Annotated in this window: 21 protein-coding genes; 13 read left to right on the forward strand and 8 right to left on the reverse strand. The window is 59.7% G+C overall.

All coding sequences use genetic code 11. The features are described 5' to 3' along the window. The first annotated feature begins 51 nt into the window (after positions 1-51). A complete protein-coding gene (locus tag OE750_RS07400) occupies positions 52-612 on the forward strand; it encodes a YqgE/AlgH family protein (protein ID WP_263763078.1) in 561 nt (186 codons plus the stop codon). A gap of 117 nt (positions 613-729) precedes the next feature. On the opposite strand, the gene OE750_RS07405 is transcribed toward OE750_RS07400, so the two are convergent. Then, entirely contained in the window at positions 730-1,692 is a 963-nt protein-coding gene (locus OE750_RS07405; RefSeq protein WP_263763080.1) for an L-threonylcarbamoyladenylate synthase, read from the reverse strand. Between the two features lie 93 nt (positions 1,693-1,785). Between OE750_RS07405 and OE750_RS07410 the strand changes: the two genes are divergently transcribed. The 5 genes from OE750_RS07410 to OE750_RS07430 all read left to right on the forward strand — a co-directional run bounded on the left by OE750_RS07410 (position 1,786) and on the right by OE750_RS07430 (position 5,836). Next, entirely contained in the window at positions 1,786-3,507 is a 1,722-nt protein-coding gene (locus tag OE750_RS07410; protein ID WP_263763082.1) for an acyl-CoA dehydrogenase, read from the forward strand. Then, positions 3,504-4,544, forward strand: a complete 1,041-nt coding sequence (locus OE750_RS07415; RefSeq protein ID WP_263763084.1) for an MBL fold metallo-hydrolase — start codon at positions 3,504-3,506, stop codon at positions 4,542-4,544. Before OE750_RS07410 ends, OE750_RS07415 begins: the two co-directional genes overlap by 4 nt. 3 nt (positions 4,545-4,547) lie before the next feature. Next, positions 4,548-5,003, forward strand: coding sequence for a DUF6173 family protein (locus OE750_RS07420; RefSeq protein ID WP_263763086.1), 456 nt, complete (start codon positions 4,548-4,550; stop codon positions 5,001-5,003). 82 nt (positions 5,004-5,085) lie between these two features. Further along, entirely contained in the window at positions 5,086-5,220 is a 135-nt protein-coding gene (locus OE750_RS07425) for an aa3-type cytochrome c oxidase subunit IV (protein ID WP_263763088.1), read from the forward strand. Between the two features lie 4 nt (positions 5,221-5,224). Beyond that, a complete protein-coding gene (locus tag OE750_RS07430) occupies positions 5,225-5,836 on the forward strand; it encodes a hypothetical protein (protein WP_263763090.1) in 612 nt (203 codons plus the stop codon). Positions 5,837-5,838: 2 nt separating this feature from the next. On the opposite strand, the gene OE750_RS07435 is transcribed toward OE750_RS07430, so the two are convergent. Then, positions 5,839-6,165 (reverse strand): AzlD domain-containing protein, encoded by a 327-nt coding sequence (locus tag OE750_RS07435; RefSeq protein WP_263763092.1) that lies wholly within the window; start codon positions 6,163-6,165, stop codon positions 5,839-5,841. Next, positions 6,162-6,878 (reverse strand): AzlC family ABC transporter permease, encoded by a 717-nt coding sequence (locus OE750_RS07440; RefSeq protein WP_263763094.1) that lies wholly within the window; start codon positions 6,876-6,878, stop codon positions 6,162-6,164. The genes OE750_RS07435 and OE750_RS07440 overlap by 4 nt, the downstream gene beginning before the upstream one ends. 55 nt (positions 6,879-6,933) lie before the next feature. Here OE750_RS07440 and OE750_RS07445 point away from each other — a divergent pair, with 55 nt between their 5' ends. From OE750_RS07445 to glp, 5 genes are all read left to right on the forward strand, one after another. After that, positions 6,934-7,815, forward strand: a complete 882-nt coding sequence (locus OE750_RS07445) for a formate dehydrogenase accessory sulfurtransferase FdhD (protein ID WP_263763096.1) — start codon at positions 6,934-6,936, stop codon at positions 7,813-7,815. Continuing rightward, a complete protein-coding gene (locus OE750_RS07450) occupies positions 7,812-8,318 on the forward strand; it encodes a hypothetical protein (RefSeq protein ID WP_263763098.1) in 507 nt (168 codons plus the stop codon). Before OE750_RS07445 ends, OE750_RS07450 begins: the two co-directional genes overlap by 4 nt. Then, positions 8,315-8,905 (forward strand): molybdenum cofactor guanylyltransferase MobA, encoded by a 591-nt coding sequence (gene mobA / locus OE750_RS07455; RefSeq protein ID WP_263763100.1) that lies wholly within the window; start codon positions 8,315-8,317, stop codon positions 8,903-8,905. The genes OE750_RS07450 and mobA overlap by 4 nt, the downstream gene beginning before the upstream one ends. Next, entirely contained in the window at positions 8,902-9,393 is a 492-nt protein-coding gene (mobB, locus tag OE750_RS07460) for a molybdopterin-guanine dinucleotide biosynthesis protein B (protein ID WP_263763101.1), read from the forward strand. The genes mobA and mobB overlap by 4 nt, the downstream gene beginning before the upstream one ends. A gap of 70 nt (positions 9,394-9,463) precedes the next feature. Then, a complete protein-coding gene (glp, locus tag OE750_RS07465) occupies positions 9,464-10,807 on the forward strand; it encodes a gephyrin-like molybdotransferase Glp (protein WP_318527987.1) in 1,344 nt (447 codons plus the stop codon). On the opposite strand, the gene OE750_RS07470 is transcribed toward glp, so the two are convergent. The 5 genes from OE750_RS07470 to OE750_RS07490 form a co-directional block, all read right to left on the reverse strand. Further along, on the reverse strand, positions 10,782-12,146 hold the full coding sequence (locus OE750_RS07470; RefSeq protein WP_263763104.1) for a T6SS phospholipase effector Tle1-like catalytic domain-containing protein: 1,365 nt from the start codon (positions 12,144-12,146) through the stop codon (positions 10,782-10,784). The genes glp and OE750_RS07470 overlap by 26 nt on opposite strands. A 48-nt stretch (positions 12,147-12,194) precedes the next feature. Further along, positions 12,195-13,211, reverse strand: a complete 1,017-nt coding sequence (locus OE750_RS07475; protein ID WP_263763106.1) for a hypothetical protein — start codon at positions 13,209-13,211, stop codon at positions 12,195-12,197. Positions 13,212-13,226: 15 nt separating this feature from the next. Further along, a complete protein-coding gene (greA, locus tag OE750_RS07480) occupies positions 13,227-13,697 on the reverse strand; it encodes a transcription elongation factor GreA (protein WP_263763108.1) in 471 nt (156 codons plus the stop codon). 149 nt (positions 13,698-13,846) lie between these two features. Further along, positions 13,847-14,068: a hypothetical protein gene (locus tag OE750_RS07485; protein ID WP_263763110.1), complete on the reverse strand. Its 222-nt coding sequence runs from the start codon at positions 14,066-14,068 to the stop codon at positions 13,847-13,849. Beyond that, positions 14,061-14,849 carry a DUF6502 family protein gene (locus tag OE750_RS07490; protein ID WP_263763112.1) on the reverse strand — a complete coding sequence of 263 codons (789 nt, stop codon included), beginning with the start codon at positions 14,847-14,849 and terminating at the stop codon, positions 14,061-14,063. Before OE750_RS07490 ends, OE750_RS07485 begins: the two co-directional genes overlap by 8 nt. A gap of 71 nt (positions 14,850-14,920) precedes the next feature. Here OE750_RS07490 and OE750_RS07495 point away from each other — a divergent pair, with 71 nt between their 5' ends. Further along, positions 14,921-16,225, forward strand: coding sequence for a vWA domain-containing protein (locus OE750_RS07495; RefSeq protein ID WP_263763114.1), 1,305 nt, complete (start codon positions 14,921-14,923; stop codon positions 16,223-16,225). Between the two features lie 87 nt (positions 16,226-16,312). Beyond that, on the forward strand, positions 16,313-17,317 hold the full coding sequence (locus tag OE750_RS07500) for a phosphatase PAP2 family protein (RefSeq protein ID WP_263763116.1): 1,005 nt from the start codon (positions 16,313-16,315) through the stop codon (positions 17,315-17,317). Positions 17,318-17,410: the final 93 nt, after the last annotated feature.

Genomic DNA, 17,410 nt, shown 5'->3' on the forward strand with positions numbered 1-17,410 from the left:
GCGCGGGGGCGCTTGGCTAAGGTGAGGTGAAGGCAACGAAGGGGTGCGGTTATGAGCGACATGAGCGATCTGACAGGGCAGCTTCTGATTGCCATGCCCGATATCGGTGATCCGCGGTTCGAGCGCTCGGTTATTCTGGTTTGCGAGCATTCCAAAGACGGCACGATGGGGCTTATTTTGAACAAGCCTTCTGACGAGATTTCTTTTGCCGAGCTCACCGAACAGCTCAATCTCGGGGCGTCCGAACGTGCGCATCAGGTGCATTTCGGCGGGCCCGTCGAGATGGGCCGGGGCTTCGTGCTGCATTCCGGCGAATATGTTTCGGGGCTGTCCTCGCATCTGGTGCTTGAGGATGTGCGCTTGAGCGCTTCGCTTGATGTGCTGGAAGATATGGCACAGGACACAGGGCCGGCACGCGCCTTGCTGATGCTGGGGTATACCGGTTGGGGTGTAGGGCAACTTGAGAGTGAAATATTGGCGAACGGCTGGTTGAGCGGGCCTGCGGACGCGGAGTTTGTGTTTTCGGGCGGGGGCGAGCAGATGTGGAGCGCGGCTTTGAAGCGGCTGGGAATTGATCCTTTGTTGCTATCCGCTGCAGCAGGGCACGCTTGAAAACAGACTCTTATCGCTTCCTCTTTCTAAAAATATCCTGGGGGGGGGCGGGGGGCTAGCCCCCCGCCACGATCGGATTTGCGAAGCAAATTCGATACCTGCACAGTTGACCAAACATCAACGGGGTGCCGCTGCGCGGATAAGCCTGTCGTTTATGGCAAGGCCTATCCCGTGTGCAGGGATCGGCGAGACGGCGATTTTAACCTCCGTTGCATCAAGTTCGCGCAACATGGCGAAGAGGTTCGCGGCGGCTTCGCGCAAGTCCCCTGCGGGCGAGAGATTGAGCGTGGCGTTTTCAACAGGGCCGAACCCAAGGAGCGCTTCGCCTTGTTCCGTCGCTGTGACATTGAGGCGCAGGGCTGCGTCGGGTGCGTAGTGCGAGGCTAGCTGGCCCGGGGCGGTGATGGCTGCGGGTGTCGTGGCCTCATGGAGTTCTGCGCCGAGAGCGGCTTCGAGCATCTCACGGGTGATGGAGCCGTGGCGAAGCAAGGTTGGTGCGCCCGTCTGCCCCAAACCCGTCAGGCCGACAATTGTGCTTTCCAGCCCGATCTCGGTAGAGCCACCATCCAGCACGGCGTCTATTTTGCCGCTTAGGCCTTCGAGGACATGGGCGGCTGTTGTTGGGCTGATCTTGCCCGAGGGGTTGGCCGAGGGAGCCGCTATTGGTCCGTTGAAGGCCGTGAGCAGGGCTTGTGCAACAGGGTGCGCAGGGCAGCGCACGGCCAGACTATCAAGGCCCGCCGTAACGAGGCTCGCGATACCGTGGCCCTCACACAAAGGTAAAACGAGCGTGAGCGGTCCGGGCCAAAAGGCGGATGCGAGGCGCTCGGCGGCATCATTCCATTTTACGTAGGTCTGCGCGGCGGCGGAGTTCGGGACATGGACGATGAGGGGGTTGAAACCGGGGCGGCCCTTGGCGGCGTAGATGCCTGCCACGGCCTTGCCTGCGCGTGCATCGGCGCCGAGGCCATAGACCGTCTCGGTGGGCAGCGCGACGAGCCCGCCATCGGCCAGAAGAGCGGCGGCTTGGGCTATGCCTGCCTTGTCAGACGGCAAAAGAAGGGTGTTGAGTGATGTCATGACGCCGCGTTATTGCAGAATTGAAGTTTGAAAGCTTGTATGTCAGGGGGACGTTTTTGCCAAGCGGCCCATTAACCCGTTGAGGAGATTGCCATGAGCTTTCGTGCCCCCGTAAATGACTATCAGTATATCATGCACCATGTTGTCGGTTTTGACAAAGTGAGCGGAACAGAACGGTTTGCGGAGGCGAGTGACGATGTGACGGCCGCTGTTCTGACGGAAGCGGGCAGAATGTGTGACGAGGTGCTTTTCCCGTTGCAGCGCAACGGTGATCTGGACCCGGCACGGCTTGAAAACGGGGTCGTGCGCACCTCCAAGGGCTTTGCCGACGGCTATAAAGCGATCCGCGAGGGCGGCTGGGTGTCGGTTGCGGCAAGCCCCGAGCATGGCGGGATGGGCCTGCCTATGACGGTGACAACGGCAGTGAACGAGATGATGAGCGCGGCTTGTTTGAGCTTGCAGCTTAACCCGTTGATGACGCAGGGGCAGATTGAAGCGCTCGAGCATCATGCGAGCGAGGAGCTTAAGGCGATCTATCTGCCCAAGCTTGTTTCGGGCGAGTGGTGCGGGACAATGAACCTGACCGAGGCGCAGGCGGGCAGCGATGTTGGCGCGCTTTCCAGCAAGGCCGTTGCGAATGGTGACGGGACATATGCCATTTCGGGGCAGAAGATATATATCAGCTGGGGCGACAACGACTTTAGCGATAATGTTTGCCACCTTGTGCTGGCGCGATTGCCTGATGCGCCTGCGGGCACCAAGGGGATCAGCCTGTTTCTGGTTCCGAAATTTTTGCCGGACAACAACGGCGAGGCAGGTGTGGCCAATACGCTGAAGGTTGTGAGCCTTGAACATAAGCTTGGCCTGCACGGCAGTCCGACCGCTGTAATGCAATATGACGGCGCGACAGGCTGGCTTGTGGGCGAGGAAAACAAAGGTATGGCCGCGATGTTCACGATGATGAACAACGCGCGGCTGGGTGTGGGGTGTCAGGGGATTGGCGCGGGCGAAGGCGCTTACCAGAAGGCTCTGGCCTATGCGATGGAACGCAAACAGGGGCGCACGCCCGTTGAGGGCGGCACCGGCACGATTGTTGACCATGCCGATGTGCGCCGCATGTTGGCGACGATGCGTGCGGAGCTGTTTGCAGCACGGGCCATTGCTCTGGCCAATGCGGTTGCGATTGATATGGGCACCGCCACAGGCGAGGCCGACTGGGCCGCGCGGGCGGCTTTGCTGACACCTATCACCAAGGCGTTTGGCACGGACACGGGTATCAAAGTAGCAGAAATGGGCGTGCAGGTGCATGGCGGTATGGGCTTTATTGAAGAAACAGGTGCCTCGCAATACGCCCGCGATGTGCGTGTGACGGCGATTTACGAGGGCACGAACGGCATCCAGTCCATGGACCTTGTCGGCCGCAAGCTGATGGACGGTGGCGAGGCGGCGCATGCGCTGATTGACGAGATGCAGGGCTTTGCCGAGGAAGCGCGCGCGACGCGCCCCCGTATGGCAGGGCTTGTCTGGGATGCGACCGAGAATTTGCGCGAGGCGACAGAATGGATGGTGGCGCAGAAGGATATGACGGCGCGTTTTGCGGGGTCGGTTCCGTTTCTGGCGGCGTATGCGCGTGTCTTGGGCGGATATTTCCACCTGCGCGCTGCTGTGGCTGAGGGGGGCGAAGGGCCGCGCACGAAACTTGCGCGGTTTTACATCAACCGGCTGCTGCCCGAACATAAGGCGCAGTTGGGCCACGCCATGCAGGGTGCTGACGATCTTTATGCGCTGGGCATCGAGGATTTGGAAAGCGCATGAGAGACGAGATGCATGGCATAAGGTATCCTTGGGGTGAGGCGCCCGAGCCGGGCGGCTGGCTTGAAGTTGCCGAGGGTGTGCTCTGGATACGCTTGCCGCTGCCTATGGTGCTGGATCATGTGAATGTCTACGCGCTCGACGAGGGCGACAGCTGGACACTCATTGACACGGGCTTTCATACCAAGCGCTCTGTTGCCATGTGGGAAGAGCTACTTAAGACGGCCCTCAAGGGCAAGCCTGTGAGCCGCGTTATTCTCACGCATCATCACCCTGATCATATCGGTATGGCGGGTTGGTTTATGGAGCGCGGCGCGAGCCTTTGGGCCTCGCGCACAGCTTGGCTTCTGAGCCGTATGCTTATTCTGGATGTGGAAGAGGCCGTGACGCCGCAGGCGGTGCAGTTCTGGCGGGAAGCGGGGATGGACCCTGACATTCTGGCCAAGCGTATAGCGGAGCGGCCCTATAACTTTGCCGACGTTTGCGCACCTATCCCGACAGGCTACACGCGGCTGAAGGATGGCGATGTGCTGCATGCGGGCGGGCGCACATGGGATGTGCTGGAGGGCAACGGGCATGCCCCCGAGCACCTCACTTTCTGGAGCCGTGAGGACGGTCTGGTGCTGTCGGGCGACCAGATTATCTGCTCGATCAGCCCCAACATCGGGGTTTATCCGACCGAGCCGGAGGCGGACCCTGTGGGCGAATGGATTGAAAGTTGCGAGAAGTTCTCCGAGGTTGCGCGAGAGGATCATATCGTGCTGGCGGGGCACAAGCGGCCCTTTACGGGGCTGCCTTTCAGGATGCGCCAGCTGAAAGAGAATCACGTTCACGGGCTTGACCGTTTGGCCGAGTATATTGCCGAGCCGAAGACGGCTGTTGAGTGTTTTCCTGTGCTGTTCAAACGAAAAATTGACCAAGGCACATATGGATTGGCCCTTGTGGAAGCTGTCGCGCACCTTAATCATTTGTTCCGGGAAGGCCGTGCCACGTGCAAAATGAGCGAAAGTGGCGCGTGGTTGTGGAACAAAAAGGGGTAGGATATGGATGACGAAATTCTGACATCGGCGGAAGCATTGGAGGCTGAGGCCCTGCCCAAACGCTATGAGGCGCATTGTGCGGAGCAGAGCAAAGCGGGCGAAATGCCCAAAGCCGTGACGCAAAAACCTGTCGCCCAGAAGAGCCCTGCGGAATGGGCGCATGAGCGGCTGATCCTTTATATACAGAACTTCGAGGCGCAGCTTGATAACGAGCATGAGGTTGCCATGGGCTTTACCGGCGGCGACGCGGGCGTCATGCGCATCGAAGGGATGGGCTTTTTTGACCCTGATATCGTGACCTTTTACGGCAGTGACGCAACTGGGGCGAAAACCCAGCTTGTGCAGCATGTAAGCCAGCTCAGCGTGCTGTTGCGCGCGCTTCCAAAAGAGGTCGAGACGGCGGCGCCCAATCGCATCGGTTTCAGGCTTGCCAAGGCGCTTGAAGAGGGCGAGGCCTAAAAATGCGAAGCTTGCACGGCAAGATAGTGACAGGCTCCGGCAAATAAAGTATTTAGCTGCAAACGCGAATTAGGAGACAGACATGAGCGATCACAAACACGGCGAAATGGACATCCAGGTTCAGGAAGATACATTTGCCGGCTTTATTACAGCGGTCACACGCACGGCCATTGTGATTATTCTGGTGCTGCTCTTTGCCTATATGATCAACGGCTGATCTAATGCACATTTTTTTGAAGGTTTTTCTGGCGCTTGGCCTGGCGCTAACAGTTTCTGCATGTGCCAAAGAAGCGGTTTGGGCGCCAGATGAAGTCATCGATAAAGTGAAATACCGTGACACGGGGCCAAACAAGCTCACGTTGTTCACGATGATCAACAACCGCAGCGGACAGGGCGCGCACACTTCGCTGATGATCAGCGGCAGCCAGCGTGTGATCTGGGACCCTGCGGGAAGTTTTTACCATCCGGCGATTCCCGAGCGCAACGATGTGCTTTTCGGGATCAGCCCGCGGGTGGCTGATGTTTACACGCGCTACCACGCACGCGAGACGTTTCATGTGATTGTGCAGGAAGTTGAAGTGAGTCCTGCCGTGGCAGAACGCGCGCTTCAGCTTGCCATGAACAAGGGCAATGTCGGTGATGCGCAATGTGCGCTTTCGACATCGGGTATTTTGAGCCAGCTGGCAGGATTCGAGAGCATCAATGTGGGCTGGTATCCGAAAAAGCTTGCAGAGCAGTTCGGTGCTTTGCCGGGTGTGACCGAGCGCAAGCTTTACGAGTATGACAACGCTGATCTGGGTGCTTATGACCCCTCGAAAGTGAAGATCAACTGATCTTATCCGAGTAGGTAGAGCGCCAGATAGAGCGTGGTTGCGCCTGCTGCTATGGATATCAGAACATTTCGGAACCAGAAGCCGGCGGCCAGTGTTACGAAGGCTGCGAGGCCGCGGGGCAGATCGAAGCTGCCGCCTGTGGCTGCAGGCCAGAGCACCATGGGTGCAATGAGGGCGGGTAGAACCGCAACGGCTGTGTAGCGCAAATGGCGCAGGAGCCACTCGGGCAGCGGCCTGTCACCGACAAAGCCGAGAAACGTGAAACGCAGCAGGAAGCTGCCTGCGGCGAGGCCTGCGATGACATACCAAAGTTCCGGGCGTTCGATCATTTGAAAAGCCCCCGTTTTGTGAGCATGAGCTCAACTTGCGCGCCTGTGACCATGCCCAAAGTGGCCGCGATCATGAGGCCCAAGTTGTAGGGAACCCATGTGAGGCCGAGCGCCATGAGGCTGGCCACGAGCGCTGCCGCGAGGTGGGCTGGCGTGCGCATCATGGGCGCGATGAGGGCGAGAAAAGTGATCGGCACGGCAAAGTCGAGCGCTGCACTTTCGGGGATACTTTCACCGATGAGGGCGCCGACGAGCGACATGAGATACCACATCGGAATGACGGGCAGGCATGTTGCGAAGAAATAGGTGGTGCGCTGTTTCAGGTTCCAGCCGGGGTTGCGCTCGAATGCTGCGACGGAGCAGGCGTAGGACTGGTCAACCGTGAGATAGGCGACCAGCGCGCGTTGCCAGAGGGGAGCTGCGCCAAGGTAGGGTGTAAGGGAGGCCGAATACATCGCCATGCGCAGATTGACCGCGAGACCCGAGAGCAGGGCAATTACGGCGGGGGCATTTTCATTGAGCAGTTGCAGTGTGGTGAACTGGGCCGCGCCTGCGATGACGGCGATAGAGAAGAGCAAGGTCTCGGCGATGCTGAGGCCAGCTTCGGTGGCGACCACACCAAAGACCAGCGCGAAGGGCGAAACCACCAGAATAAAGGGGGCGGCGTCGCCTATCCCCTGCCGAAGCGGCGTTTTTGATGTGGTTGCGCGCATGTCTTGCCCCTACATTGGTAGCGAATGGGCTACCGCGTTTTGGGGGGAGAGGTAAATGGGCAAAGAGACTGAGACAGACAGCTATATCCTCGCGCCTGACCCTGACGCGGTGCGGCTCACGCGATCTGTGCAGGGGCGCGACCAGAACGGCGATGTGACCGAGATCAACGTGGTCGAGGAGCGGCCGCTGACGATTTTCCTCAACTCCCGCGAGATTGTGACGGCGATGACCATCGGGGACTACCCCGAGTATCTGGCGCTCGGGTTTCTGCGCAATCAGGGGATGATCACCGACGCCGACACGGTGCTGGGTGTGGACTATGACGAGGAGTCTGAAGCTGTTGTTGTGCGCACCAATCAGCGCACGCGGTTTGAGGACAAGCTCGAGAAGAAAACGCGCACATCGGGCTGTGCCGTGGGCACTGTGTTTGGCGATATGATGGAAGGACTTGAGGGGCTGGTGCTGCCTGCGGGCGAGGTGAAACTGTCTGACCTTTATGCACTGAGCGCGAAGATCAACCGCACGCCTTCCATTTACTTGAATGCGGGGGCCATTCACGGCACGGTGCTTTGTGAGGGGGGTAAGCCATTGGTTTATATGGAGGATGTGGGGCGGCACAATGCGGTTGATAAGGTGGCCGGCTGGATGCTTTCCGAAGGGGTCGGCCCCGAGGGCAAGCTTTTGTATACCACGGGCCGCCTGACGAGCGAGATGGTGATCAAGACGGCGCTTATGGGGATACCTGCGCTTGTGTCGCGCTCGGGGTTTACCGCCTGGGGCGTTGAAATTGCGCGGCAGGTGGGGCTGACACTTGTGGGGCGGATGCGCGGGCATCGGTTTGTCTGTCTGTCCGGCGAGGAGCGACTTCTTTGGGATGCAGACCCTGCGAGTGTGCCTGAAGAGTCGAGGAAGCACGGGCGGAAGGGTGGCCAATGAGCTATAATCTGAGCTTCGAAATTGCGCCGGAGCTTTACCGCCGCGCTGTGACAACGCCGATAGAGGGTGTGCCTTCGAAAAACAGAGTGGCGCTGCGCAATCTGGCAGCGGCGGTACTGTTTCCGACGTCGATTTTCATGTTTAACCGCGCGCTGTTTGACCCCGAGAGCCTTGTGCCGATGCTGTTTGCGGCGGCTCTTGGAGGCGGGCTTGTGCTTGCCGTTTGGTGGCGGCAGCACCGCAAACTTGTGGGTGTGCACGGGCGCTACAACGAGACGGGTGGCGCGCAGGCAATGAAGCTTGCGCCCGAGGGGATTGTGGCGGCACGGCCCAATATAGAGAGTCATGTGGGCTGGGCTTTTGTGCGCGAGATACGGCGGATTGAGGGCGCGACGTTGATCGAGTTGCCGACCGCGCGGCTGATTGTGCCTGATGCGGCTCTGCCTGAGGGGGTAACGCCTGAGGCATTTGCGGCGGATCTGGAAGAGTGGAGAGTGACATGAAGCAGCCGGCTGGAGTGATAGTGGCGGGCGGGTTGGCCACGCGGATGGGGGGCGGAGACAAGTGCCTTTTGCCGCTCGGTGGCGCGCCGATGCTGGAGCGTGTGATTGCGCGGCTGGAACCGCAGGTGGCAGAGCTTGCGCTGAATGCCAACGGCGATTCCGCGCGGTTTGCAGGCTTTGGTTTGCCTGTTGTGAGCGACAGTGTCGCGGGCTTTGCGGGGCCTTTGGCAGGGGTCTTGGCTGGGTTGGATTGGGCCGCTTCGCAGGGACATGAGAGTATTGTGACAGCGGCGGGGGACACGCCGTTTTTCCCTTGCGATCTTGTCCCGCGTTTGTTGTTGGCGGCAGAAGGCATGGCGCATCCGCTCGCGCTTGCCTGCACGCCTGACGGGCGGCAGCCAACCTTCGGGCTTTGGCCTGTCGCTTTGCGCGATGATTTGCGTGCCGCTCTTGAGGGGGGCTTGCGGAAGGTTGTGATGTGGACGGATAAGCACGGCGGGCAGATGGCCGAGTTCGACGGAGCGGGCGAGCCGTTTTTCAACATCAATACGCCAGAAGACCTGGTGAAGGCAGAGGCGATGATATGAGAGTTTACGGAGTTGTCGGCTGGAAGAACGCGGGCAAGACTGGGCTCATGGAGCGGCTTGTGGCCGAGATTACGGCGCGGGGGATTTCTGTTTCAACGGTGAAGCACGCGCATCATGCGTTTGATGTAGACCATGAGGGTAAAGACAGCTACCGCCACCGCGCGGCGGGGGCGAGCGAGGTGTTGCTTGCCTCGCGCAAGCGTGTGGCGATTATGCAGGAGATGCGCGGGGCAGAGGAACCTGATTTGGCGGCATTGCTGGCGCGGCTGAGCCCCGTCGATCTGGTGTTGATCGAGGGGTATAAGCGCGATGCGCACCCCAAGGTGGAGGCGTTTCGGGCCGAGACGGGAAATGCGCTGATTGCGAGTGATGACCTGACAGTGCGCGCTGTTGCTTCTGACACGCCGATGGAGCTTGACCGGCCGGTATTTGATTTGAACGACACGCGTGCGATTGCGGATTTTATCTTGATCGAGGTCGGGCTTTGACCCCTGTGGGGAGGCGCGGGTTGGTCTGGCAGGATGTGTGGCGGGCTTGTCTGACGCGGCTTTGAGGGCCATGTTGGATGTAAGGGAGCCGCGCGTCGCCGAGGAAGGCTGGATTTTGGGGCTTGGTCAGGAGGCGGAATTGACTGAAGAGAATGACACAGGATTGAAGCCACCTCCTTTACGCGATGATTGTTTTGCGCTGCCTGCCGGGGTGGATTGGACGCCTGTAGATGAAGCCCTGAAGGGCTTGCGAGGGCGATTGCGCGGAGTGGTGGCACGCGAGGAGTTGCCTTTGAGTGCGGTTTTGGGGCGGGTGCTGTCTGAGGATGTCGTGGCGAAGCGCTCGAACCCGCCTTTGCCGAACTCCGCTGTGGACGGTTACGGCTTTGCCTTTGAAGCGCTGGGGGCGGGCGATCAGACCTTGCCTCTCATTGAGGGGCGCTCGGCGGCGGGTGTGCCGCTTGGCCATGCGGTTCCGTATGGTTCTGCTGTGCGTATTCTGACGGGTGCGGCATTGCCGGAGGGCGTGGATACGGTGATTCTGGAAGAGGACGTAAACGCCGGCGCGCGCGAGATTGCCTTTCGGGCGGGTGTGAAGCCAAAGGCGAATACGCGAAAGGCCGGTGAGGATGTCATCGCTGGCGATGTGATCTTGCGGCAGGGTCTGCGGCTGGGCGCGCCCGAGCTTGCGCTTGCAGCGGCAACGGGGCTGGGCGCTTTGCCCGTGTTCGAGCGTCTCAAGGTCGGTGTGCTTTCGACGGGCGACGAGCTTGTTGAACCTGGAGAAGTGGCGGGCGAGGGGCAGATATTTGATGCCAACCGTGTGATGCTTTTGGGGCTGGTCGCCGAGATGGGCTTTGAACCGGTAGATTTGGGCCGCGTGGGAGATGACCGCGCGGCGCTGCGGGTGCGGCTGAATGAGGCAGCGGGCAAGGCAGATGTTATTCTGACATCGGGTGGGGCCTCGAACGGTGATGAAGATCATATGTCAGCTCTGCTGCGCGAGGCTGGCGCGATGCAGGAGTGGCGGATTGCGATCAAACCCGGGCGCCCCTTGGCTCTTGGAATGTGGGCGGGGACGCCTGTCTTCGGCTTGCCGGGCAATCCCGTGGCGGCGCTTGTTTGCACCTTGATTTTTGCGCGCCCTGCGATGGGTGTTCTGGCGGGGCGCGGCTGGGATGAACCGCTTGGGTATGCGCTGCCAGCGGCGTTTGAGAAACGCAAAAAGGCCGGGCGGCGCGAGTATTTGCGCGCGCGGATGCGCGGCGGCTCTGTTGAGGTGTTTGCCTCGGAGGGCTCAGGAAGGATCAGCGGGCTGAGTTGGGCGGACGGATTGGTTGAACTGCCTGATGGAGAGCTTGAAATCGCGCAGGGTGATCCGGTGCGCTTTATCCCTTATGCGAGCTTTCTGTGACGCTCGGGTCAACTTCATGCCCCGGCGGAATGCGACGCGGCTCATAAAGCGGGAGATACCATTTCCAGAGTGCACGGCGGAACCATTCGGGCGCACCGGCTTCACGGCGGCGGGCAGATTTGGGGAAGAATTCCATGATATTCCAGATCGGGGCGAGCAGGCCGTTGCGATGGGAATCGTGCAGCGGCGCGTTTGCATCGGGCGGGGCGTAGGGCAGGCCACCCGGCGTGCGAGCTTCGGGGACGACGCCTTCAAAATAGCGTTTGCGCGCGCCTGATTTGAGGGCGAGACCGTATCTGCGCGGCTTCATGAGCGGGCTGCGGCGGGATTTCTTGCGCGCGGCGTTGTCCTCGGCATCGGCTTGCTTTTCGGCGTCGGCCAAAGCGTCAATCATCCAGAGCAGGGCTATTTTTCCGAGGCCGCTTTCATCTTCGGGCGGGGAGCCGCCGACATCGGAGTGAAAGCCTGAAAACCAGCGCTGACGGATGATTTGTGCGCGTTTGGCAGCGGGCAGACGGAAATTGTTGCCAAAGTAGAGGGGTACACCATTGGGGCTGCCCCCCTCACGGTCACCTGCTGTGGGCGCCCAAAGTTGCGGGCGAAAGAGCGAGCGGCGCTCGTGTTTGGCAAGAGCGTGCAGGACGATGCGCACCGAGACGTTGGAATTGACGCTGGCATGTGTACCGAATTCGGCGAGGCTGCCGTATTTCTTGAAGTTGTGCCATGGGCGACGGAAGCGAACGAGCGAGTTGACCGTATCAAACAGCAAGAGTGCGCGGATGGATGCAGGGGTTGGTTTGAGCACGTCTTCATACTCGCGCAGGGCCTGGAACACGCGGTCATCAGATGCAGATTGGTCAAAGTCACTGACGCGACGGTAGGCGCGGAAGACGGGGGCAATAAGGTGGAGCTTTGCAGGCGCGATGAGGCCGAAGTTGTGCACAAACCCTGCGAGAATGCGCGCGGCGTATGCGCCACGCGAGAAGCCGGCGATATAGACATGATCGCTTTCGGCGGCGTCTTCTGAAAGGCCGCCATCGGCGGCGCGCTTGTCGGCTTTGGAGCGGTAAGTGCGGCAGAGGAAGCGGTAGGCTTGCAGCACATCATCCTCAAGGCCGTAGCCGAAAGCCTGACCCAGCAGTTGATTGATTGCGTGTCGGGTGCGGCCCATAAGCTTGGTTCCGTCAAAGGTTCCGACACCGAGGACATAATGGGAGATTTGCGCCTCATCTCTTGGTTTGAGCGCTTTGTAGAGTTTCAGGACATTGCTTTCGCGGTCACCGATTTCGTTGCCGGTTCCGTCGATGCAGATGATGATTTTGCGGGCCTTGGCTGTCATGCTCCGTTCCCCCTGTCATCTTAGGGTAGAGCATGGCCGCGCTTCTGGCTAGTCGAACACGCCTGCGACGCGGCCAAGGAGCATGAAGGCGCGGGCAGTGCGGGTGCCTGCGAGCTCTGATATCTCGGAATCGCTTGCTTCGGCTTCGAACTGGACGAAGCTTTTGTCAAAGCGGCGCAGGAAGTGATGCACCGCGTCCCGGAAGATCGGATCTTCGCGCATACGGCCTGATGTGAGTGCCAGAGACGAGCGGTCACGCACACCGCCAAGGGAGGCGATTTGGCGGCCGCGTGTGCCTTGGGCGAACTGGCGCCAGATTTCGGGACGGGCCATGTCGGGGTTGAGATCGTCCATGTAGATGCCATCCTGGCTGAGCAGGGTGAGCACGTCTTGTGCAGCTTGCACGAGGCCAGCGACAGCGCGGTCTTTGAGCGCGCGGCGGAGGGCGTTGAAGCCTACGGTGTCATCGGCCGTTTCGGGGAAGTTTATGGCGCGGATGAACTCTTCGCGGCTGATCGAAGGGGCCATATCTTGTGCGGTTGTGCCGAGGGGAAGGGCTGTTTGTGCCTCGGATTGGGCCTCTGGTGCGGCAGCCGCAGGGCGCTGGCTGCGATTGTCGCGGCTGGAGGTGAAGGTCGCCAGGGCCGTTTCGGTCTTGCGCTGGGCAGCGGCAATTTCATCGAGCTTGCGGGCGACCGAGGGTTCGGCGCTTATTTTGCCACTCTGACTTTGCACAATGTAGGCGTGGCGGATGGCATCAATTGCGCTTTGCAGGCGCTGGCTTTCCTCGCGCATGATTTTTGACGAGCGCGCGGCTGTGGCGGCGACCCAGATCATGCCGACGGGCATGAAGACGGCCATCATTGTCATCATGAAGCGCAGCGAGCCGGAGGCGGTTTCATCGGCAGGCGCATCGGAGGGCAGCAAGAGAAAGAAAATGGCCGCGCCAAAGAGCCAGACGGCCGAAAGACTCAGCGCGATGATCTCGATCGCGGTGATTTTCTCGGCGGCTTGGCGATCATAGATCCCCAGCGGTGTCGGGCGTGTCTCGTTTGGCTCTGACATGGCGCTCTCTTTCGGTTAAACGAACGCGATTTTCAGGATTTCGTAGCTTCTCTCGCCGCCCGGCGTGCGGACTTCGACGCTGTCGCCTTCTTCTTTTCCGATGAGGGCACGGGCGATGGGGGAACTCATGTTGAGCAGGCCTTTTTCGATATTGGCCTCGTGCTGGCCGACGATCTGCCAGGTTTTCTCTTCATCGGTGTCTTCATCAACCACAGTCACAGTCGCGCCGAACTTGATTGTGCCGGAAAGTTTTTTGGGATCAATCACTTCGGCGAGGCTGAGCACAGCCTCAAGCTCCTGGATGCGGCCTTCGATGAAGCCCTGCTTCTCGCGGGCGGAGTGGTATTCGGCGTTTTCCTTCAAATCGCCGAGCTCGCGCGCTTCCGCGATGGCCGAGATCACGGCGGGACGCTCAACGGATTTGAGGTTTTTCAATTCTGCTTCGAGCGCGGCATGGCCAGCGCGTGTCATTGGAAATTTGTCCATTAGACTTGCCTTTATAGTCATTGCGGCGCGGCGCGCTCGCTTTCGTATTCGTTAAATCACTCTGTCCCACAGATGGGCTGTCTTGCAATAGGGTAAAGGGCGCGGCGCTTCAATGGGCGGAATTTGCCGAGGCGCTTCCCGGGCGTGCTTCAGCTTTCGGGGCAGCCAGTGCCGCCGATGCCATCCCCATCGCAAACCTCAAGGCCGGGCGAGGTGTGCATGGGGGCTTCTTCTACCATGACGGGCGCTGCATCAAGCGGGGCCGATGCGGGTGCTGGCGCTGTAGCGCCTTTGAGAAATTCGCCTTCGGGCGCCGCGCAGGCGGCCAGGGCGAGCAGGGAAAAGAGGGTGAGGGCTGTGCGCTTAATCATCGGATGTCTCGCCTGTTGCAGAGTAGAAATACCCTCCTGCCCGAAAGCGTGCGGATGCGCCAGTGGGAGCTTTCAACTTGAGGGCTTCTGCCTGGCTGGCGATGTCTTCCAGCAGAGCCATTTGGGCGGCATCATAGCTGGCGGTAAGGATTTTCACCTGTGCGGGTGTGAGGCCTGTGTAATGCGCCGCGCGCTCGAAGTGCAGCGGGTAGGGGCCAAGCACATTTTCGGCGGCAGCGGCAAGGTGATCGCCGACGTTTTCGGCGAGGTAATCAAGCTGCTCTTCGGAGCCTGCGAGGGGAACATAAGCGTTTTGGGTGAGTTCGACTGTGTCTTTGCAGAGTTTGACCGTGCCTGCCGCGAAGAGTGTATCGAGCATGGCGCGGGGGTGCACATCCTGACGGACCTCGCGGGCGAGGCTTTCAAAGCTGGGCGCATCGCCTGTGCGGGGCAGGGGCAGAGGCTTGCCGCTCCGGCTGTAATCAGGGTGCGCTTGCCAGAGCGCGACCAGTCGTGTGAGCGGGTTGGGTTTGGGCGCCTTATGCTCGAACGCGCGCAGGCGGGCGATGTCGCGTCGTTGCAGGCCTGTCATGACCGAGAGGCGGCTATCGGTGATTTTGCCATCGGATTGCGCGGCTGATTGCTCGGAGGCGGCCTGCACATAATGGCCTTTCATCCGCTCCATCAGATCACCAAAGGGAACGCCGCGTGCGACAAGGAGGCGGGCAAGGGGGGCGAGGATATGATCAAGTGTTGGCAGCATAATGGATAAATTGCACATTTATATTGACGAAAGCAAGCGGTGCTTTTATCAGTGTGTAAATTGCACATTATTTAGAGTGGAGACGTAAGATGACCCTGTTTCGAAACAAGATCTGGCTTTCGGGCCTTGCGGCTTTTGCCTTGACGGCTTGTGAAAGCGGGGTGAACCCCGAGGCAATGAGCTTGGAAAGCGCGCCTGTTGCCTCGGAAACGCGAGGGAGCAGCAGCGCCAGGGGTGCGCCGATGGCGGATGCGATTGTGATGGCGGCGCCTGAGCCGATGTCTGCGCGCATGAGTCCGAGGGGCAAGCGCGGCGTTGTGACGGCGGGCGATATCGACGACACGCTCAACCTTGCGGCGTTTTCTCGCTATCAGGCGGGGGCGGCGAAGGAGCTGAAGCTGCCACGGGTGAACCTTGGCGGGATGGTGGCCGCAAGGCTGGTGAGCGGCGATGGCGCGCCTGTTGCGGGGATGGCTTATACGCTGACCAAAATGGGGGCGAGCCAGCCGTTTCATACGGGGTATAGCGGTGTTGACGGTGTGATCACCGCGTTTCCTGCTGCTCTGGGGGCGAGCGCGCCGCGCGAAGTGATGCTGAAAGTGTTTGACAGGGGCGTGCAGGTGTCGGGCGATGATTTGCGCACGGGGAGCACCACTATGCCACGCTTGGTTGTGCCTAAAACGGAGGGTTGGACCCCCGATTTTATGGACCTGACCTTTGTTTTTGATACGACAGGCAGCATGGGCGACGAACTGGCTTGGCTGACCCGCGAATTTAAGGGGATTGTGCGCGAGGCCAAGCGGGCGGCGCCGGGCGTCGATATTCGCTTCGGGCTGATTGCTTATCGTGATGATGGCGACCTGTATAAAGTGAAGAACTTTGGCTTCACGAAGAGCCAGCCCGAGATGCAGAACTGGCTGCGCAGTCTGGATGCCAGTGGCGGTGGGGATTATCCCGAAGCGGCGGCGGAAGCGCTGGAAGCGGCCGTTGCGATGCAATGGCGGCGCGGCAAGGGCGAGCGGATTGTGTTTCATATTGCCGACGCGCCCGCGCATGACAGCAAGGCCAAGCGCTTTTTGGCGGCGGCTTCCAAAGCAGCGGCACAGAATGTGCAGATCTTCGGACTTGGCGCGAGCGGTGTTGGAAAGGAAAGCGAGTTTCTGATGCGTCAGGCGGCGCTGGTGAGTGGTGGGCGCTATATGTTTCTGACCGATGACAGCGGCGTAGGCCACGCGCATGCGGAGCCGACGATCTCTTGCTACCGTGTGACCAAGTTGAAGGATTTGCTGGTGCGGGTGCTGGCAAGCGAGCTTTCCGGCCAACGGCGCGAAGCCTCGGGCGGGCAGGTGATCCGCGAAGTGGGAAACTATAACAGGGGTATTTGCGCAGAGTAACCTGCCCGAAACCTTCCAAGAGGCGGCCATGCTCGTGCCACATTGTGTTGGTTTTTATAGCCAAACAAGAACAACCAGGGCATGGGCATGGCCGACCATCAGACATTTTTTCTGCGCTATTGTTTGCGCTTTACCCTTTTTGCGCTGGCATTTGGCTTTATTGTTCGTGGCTTTTCGTTTGCCTATCTGCCTGCCTTTCTGGCCGGGAACCTCTCGGTAGCCCAGATGATGGTGACAGGGAAGACGGGGCTTTTTGTCGTGCCGATCTGCTTTGGATATCTGATCTATAATCGTTTTAAGAGCATTGAGATTGTAGGTGCTCTTTTTGGGGCGGCGCTGTTGTGTAGCTCGTTTATCATTATCAAGACAACCATCCCGTTGATGATGCCGTATTGGGCCGACCCGATGCTGGCCGCTTGGGACAAGGCGCTTTTTGGCGGTGTGCATGCTTATGAATGGAGCCATGGGTTTACGCCTTATATGAGCGCAAATTGGGCTATGATGTTTTATATGCCTGTCTGGGCGATCTCGATGCTTTTGTTTCCTGCCTTTGTTGTGCTGGTCGAGACAGACGCGGTGCGCAAGCAGACCTATCTGAAGATCTATTTTTACATGTGGCTTGTATTGGGGCTGGGGGTCGCGACGCTGATGAGTTCGGCGGGGCCGATCTATCATGACAGGCTGATCGGAGCCGAGGCCTTTGCCGGTATGCAAGCGAGCCTTGCCAGTGTGGGCTTTGAGAACACCTCTGTGCGGATGCTTCAGGAAGGGCTTTGGGGAGCCTATGAGGCGGATGGCGGACAACAATTGCAGGGCAGCGGAATTTCGGCATTCCCCTCGATGCATGTGGCCATGGCGACGCTTTGGGCCTGTTACCTGACCGAGCGCAGCAAGTGGCTGGCTCCTCTCGGCATTGGATATGCGGCGCTGATCCTGTTTTTGTCTGTCTTTACAGGGTGGCATTATGCTGTGGACGGGATTTTCTCGATTGCGGCGGTTGCTCTGGCTTGTGCCGCTCCTTGGCTTTTTCGGCTGCTGCGCGGGGCCAAGTTTTCCCCGGAGGGGAGAAAACTTCGGGAATCTGCCATCTGACGTGTGGAAACTCTCTGCAAATGCGAAGAATCCGCCTAGCTGCGATTGACGCCGTGGCTTGAAGGCATGTAATTCTGCGTGAAATATTATTAC

The organism is Lentibacter sp. XHP0401 (assembly GCF_025751535.1).
Lineage (GTDB): Bacteria > Pseudomonadota > Alphaproteobacteria > Rhodobacterales > Rhodobacteraceae > Lentibacter.

Coding starts and splice junctions, on each gene's coding strand:
- OE750_RS07435 (WP_263763092.1), bottom strand. CDS start 6,165: ATGATCGAACGCCCGGAACTTTGGTATGTCATCGCAGGCCTCGCCGCA.
- OE750_RS07410 (WP_263763082.1), top strand. CDS start 1,786: ATGAGCTTTCGTGCCCCCGTAAATGACTATCAGTATATCATGCACCAT.
- OE750_RS07420 (WP_263763086.1), top strand. CDS start 4,548: ATGGATGACGAAATTCTGACATCGGCGGAAGCATTGGAGGCTGAGGCC.
- OE750_RS07490 (WP_263763112.1), bottom strand. CDS start 14,849: ATGTGCAATTTATCCATTATGCTGCCAACACTTGATCATATCCTCGCC.
- OE750_RS07440 (WP_263763094.1), bottom strand. CDS start 6,878: ATGCGCGCAACCACATCAAAAACGCCGCTTCGGCAGGGGATAGGCGAC.
- OE750_RS07425 (WP_263763088.1), top strand. CDS start 5,086: ATGAGCGATCACAAACACGGCGAAATGGACATCCAGGTTCAGGAAGAT.
- OE750_RS07485 (WP_263763110.1), bottom strand. CDS start 14,068: ATGATTAAGCGCACAGCCCTCACCCTCTTTTCCCTGCTCGCCCTGGCC.
- OE750_RS07470 (WP_263763104.1), bottom strand. CDS start 12,146: ATGACAGCCAAGGCCCGCAAAATCATCATCTGCATCGACGGAACCGGC.
- glp (WP_318527987.1), top strand. CDS start 9,464: ATGTTGGATGTAAGGGAGCCGCGCGTCGCCGAGGAAGGCTGGATTTTG.
- OE750_RS07405 (WP_263763080.1), bottom strand. CDS start 1,692: ATGACATCACTCAACACCCTTCTTTTGCCGTCTGACAAGGCAGGCATA.
- OE750_RS07495 (WP_263763114.1), top strand. CDS start 14,921: ATGACCCTGTTTCGAAACAAGATCTGGCTTTCGGGCCTTGCGGCTTTT.
- OE750_RS07415 (WP_263763084.1), top strand. CDS start 3,504: ATGAGAGACGAGATGCATGGCATAAGGTATCCTTGGGGTGAGGCGCCC.
- OE750_RS07400 (WP_263763078.1), top strand. CDS start 52: ATGAGCGACATGAGCGATCTGACAGGGCAGCTTCTGATTGCCATGCCC.
- mobB (WP_263763101.1), top strand. CDS start 8,902: ATGAGAGTTTACGGAGTTGTCGGCTGGAAGAACGCGGGCAAGACTGGG.
- OE750_RS07475 (WP_263763106.1), bottom strand. CDS start 13,211: ATGTCAGAGCCAAACGAGACACGCCCGACACCGCTGGGGATCTATGAT.
- OE750_RS07430 (WP_263763090.1), top strand. CDS start 5,225: ATGCACATTTTTTTGAAGGTTTTTCTGGCGCTTGGCCTGGCGCTAACA.
- OE750_RS07500 (WP_263763116.1), top strand. CDS start 16,313: ATGGCCGACCATCAGACATTTTTTCTGCGCTATTGTTTGCGCTTTACC.
- greA (WP_263763108.1), bottom strand. CDS start 13,697: ATGGACAAATTTCCAATGACACGCGCTGGCCATGCCGCGCTCGAAGCA.
- mobA (WP_263763100.1), top strand. CDS start 8,315: ATGAAGCAGCCGGCTGGAGTGATAGTGGCGGGCGGGTTGGCCACGCGG.
- OE750_RS07450 (WP_263763098.1), top strand. CDS start 7,812: ATGAGCTATAATCTGAGCTTCGAAATTGCGCCGGAGCTTTACCGCCGC.
- OE750_RS07445 (WP_263763096.1), top strand. CDS start 6,934: ATGGGCAAAGAGACTGAGACAGACAGCTATATCCTCGCGCCTGACCCT.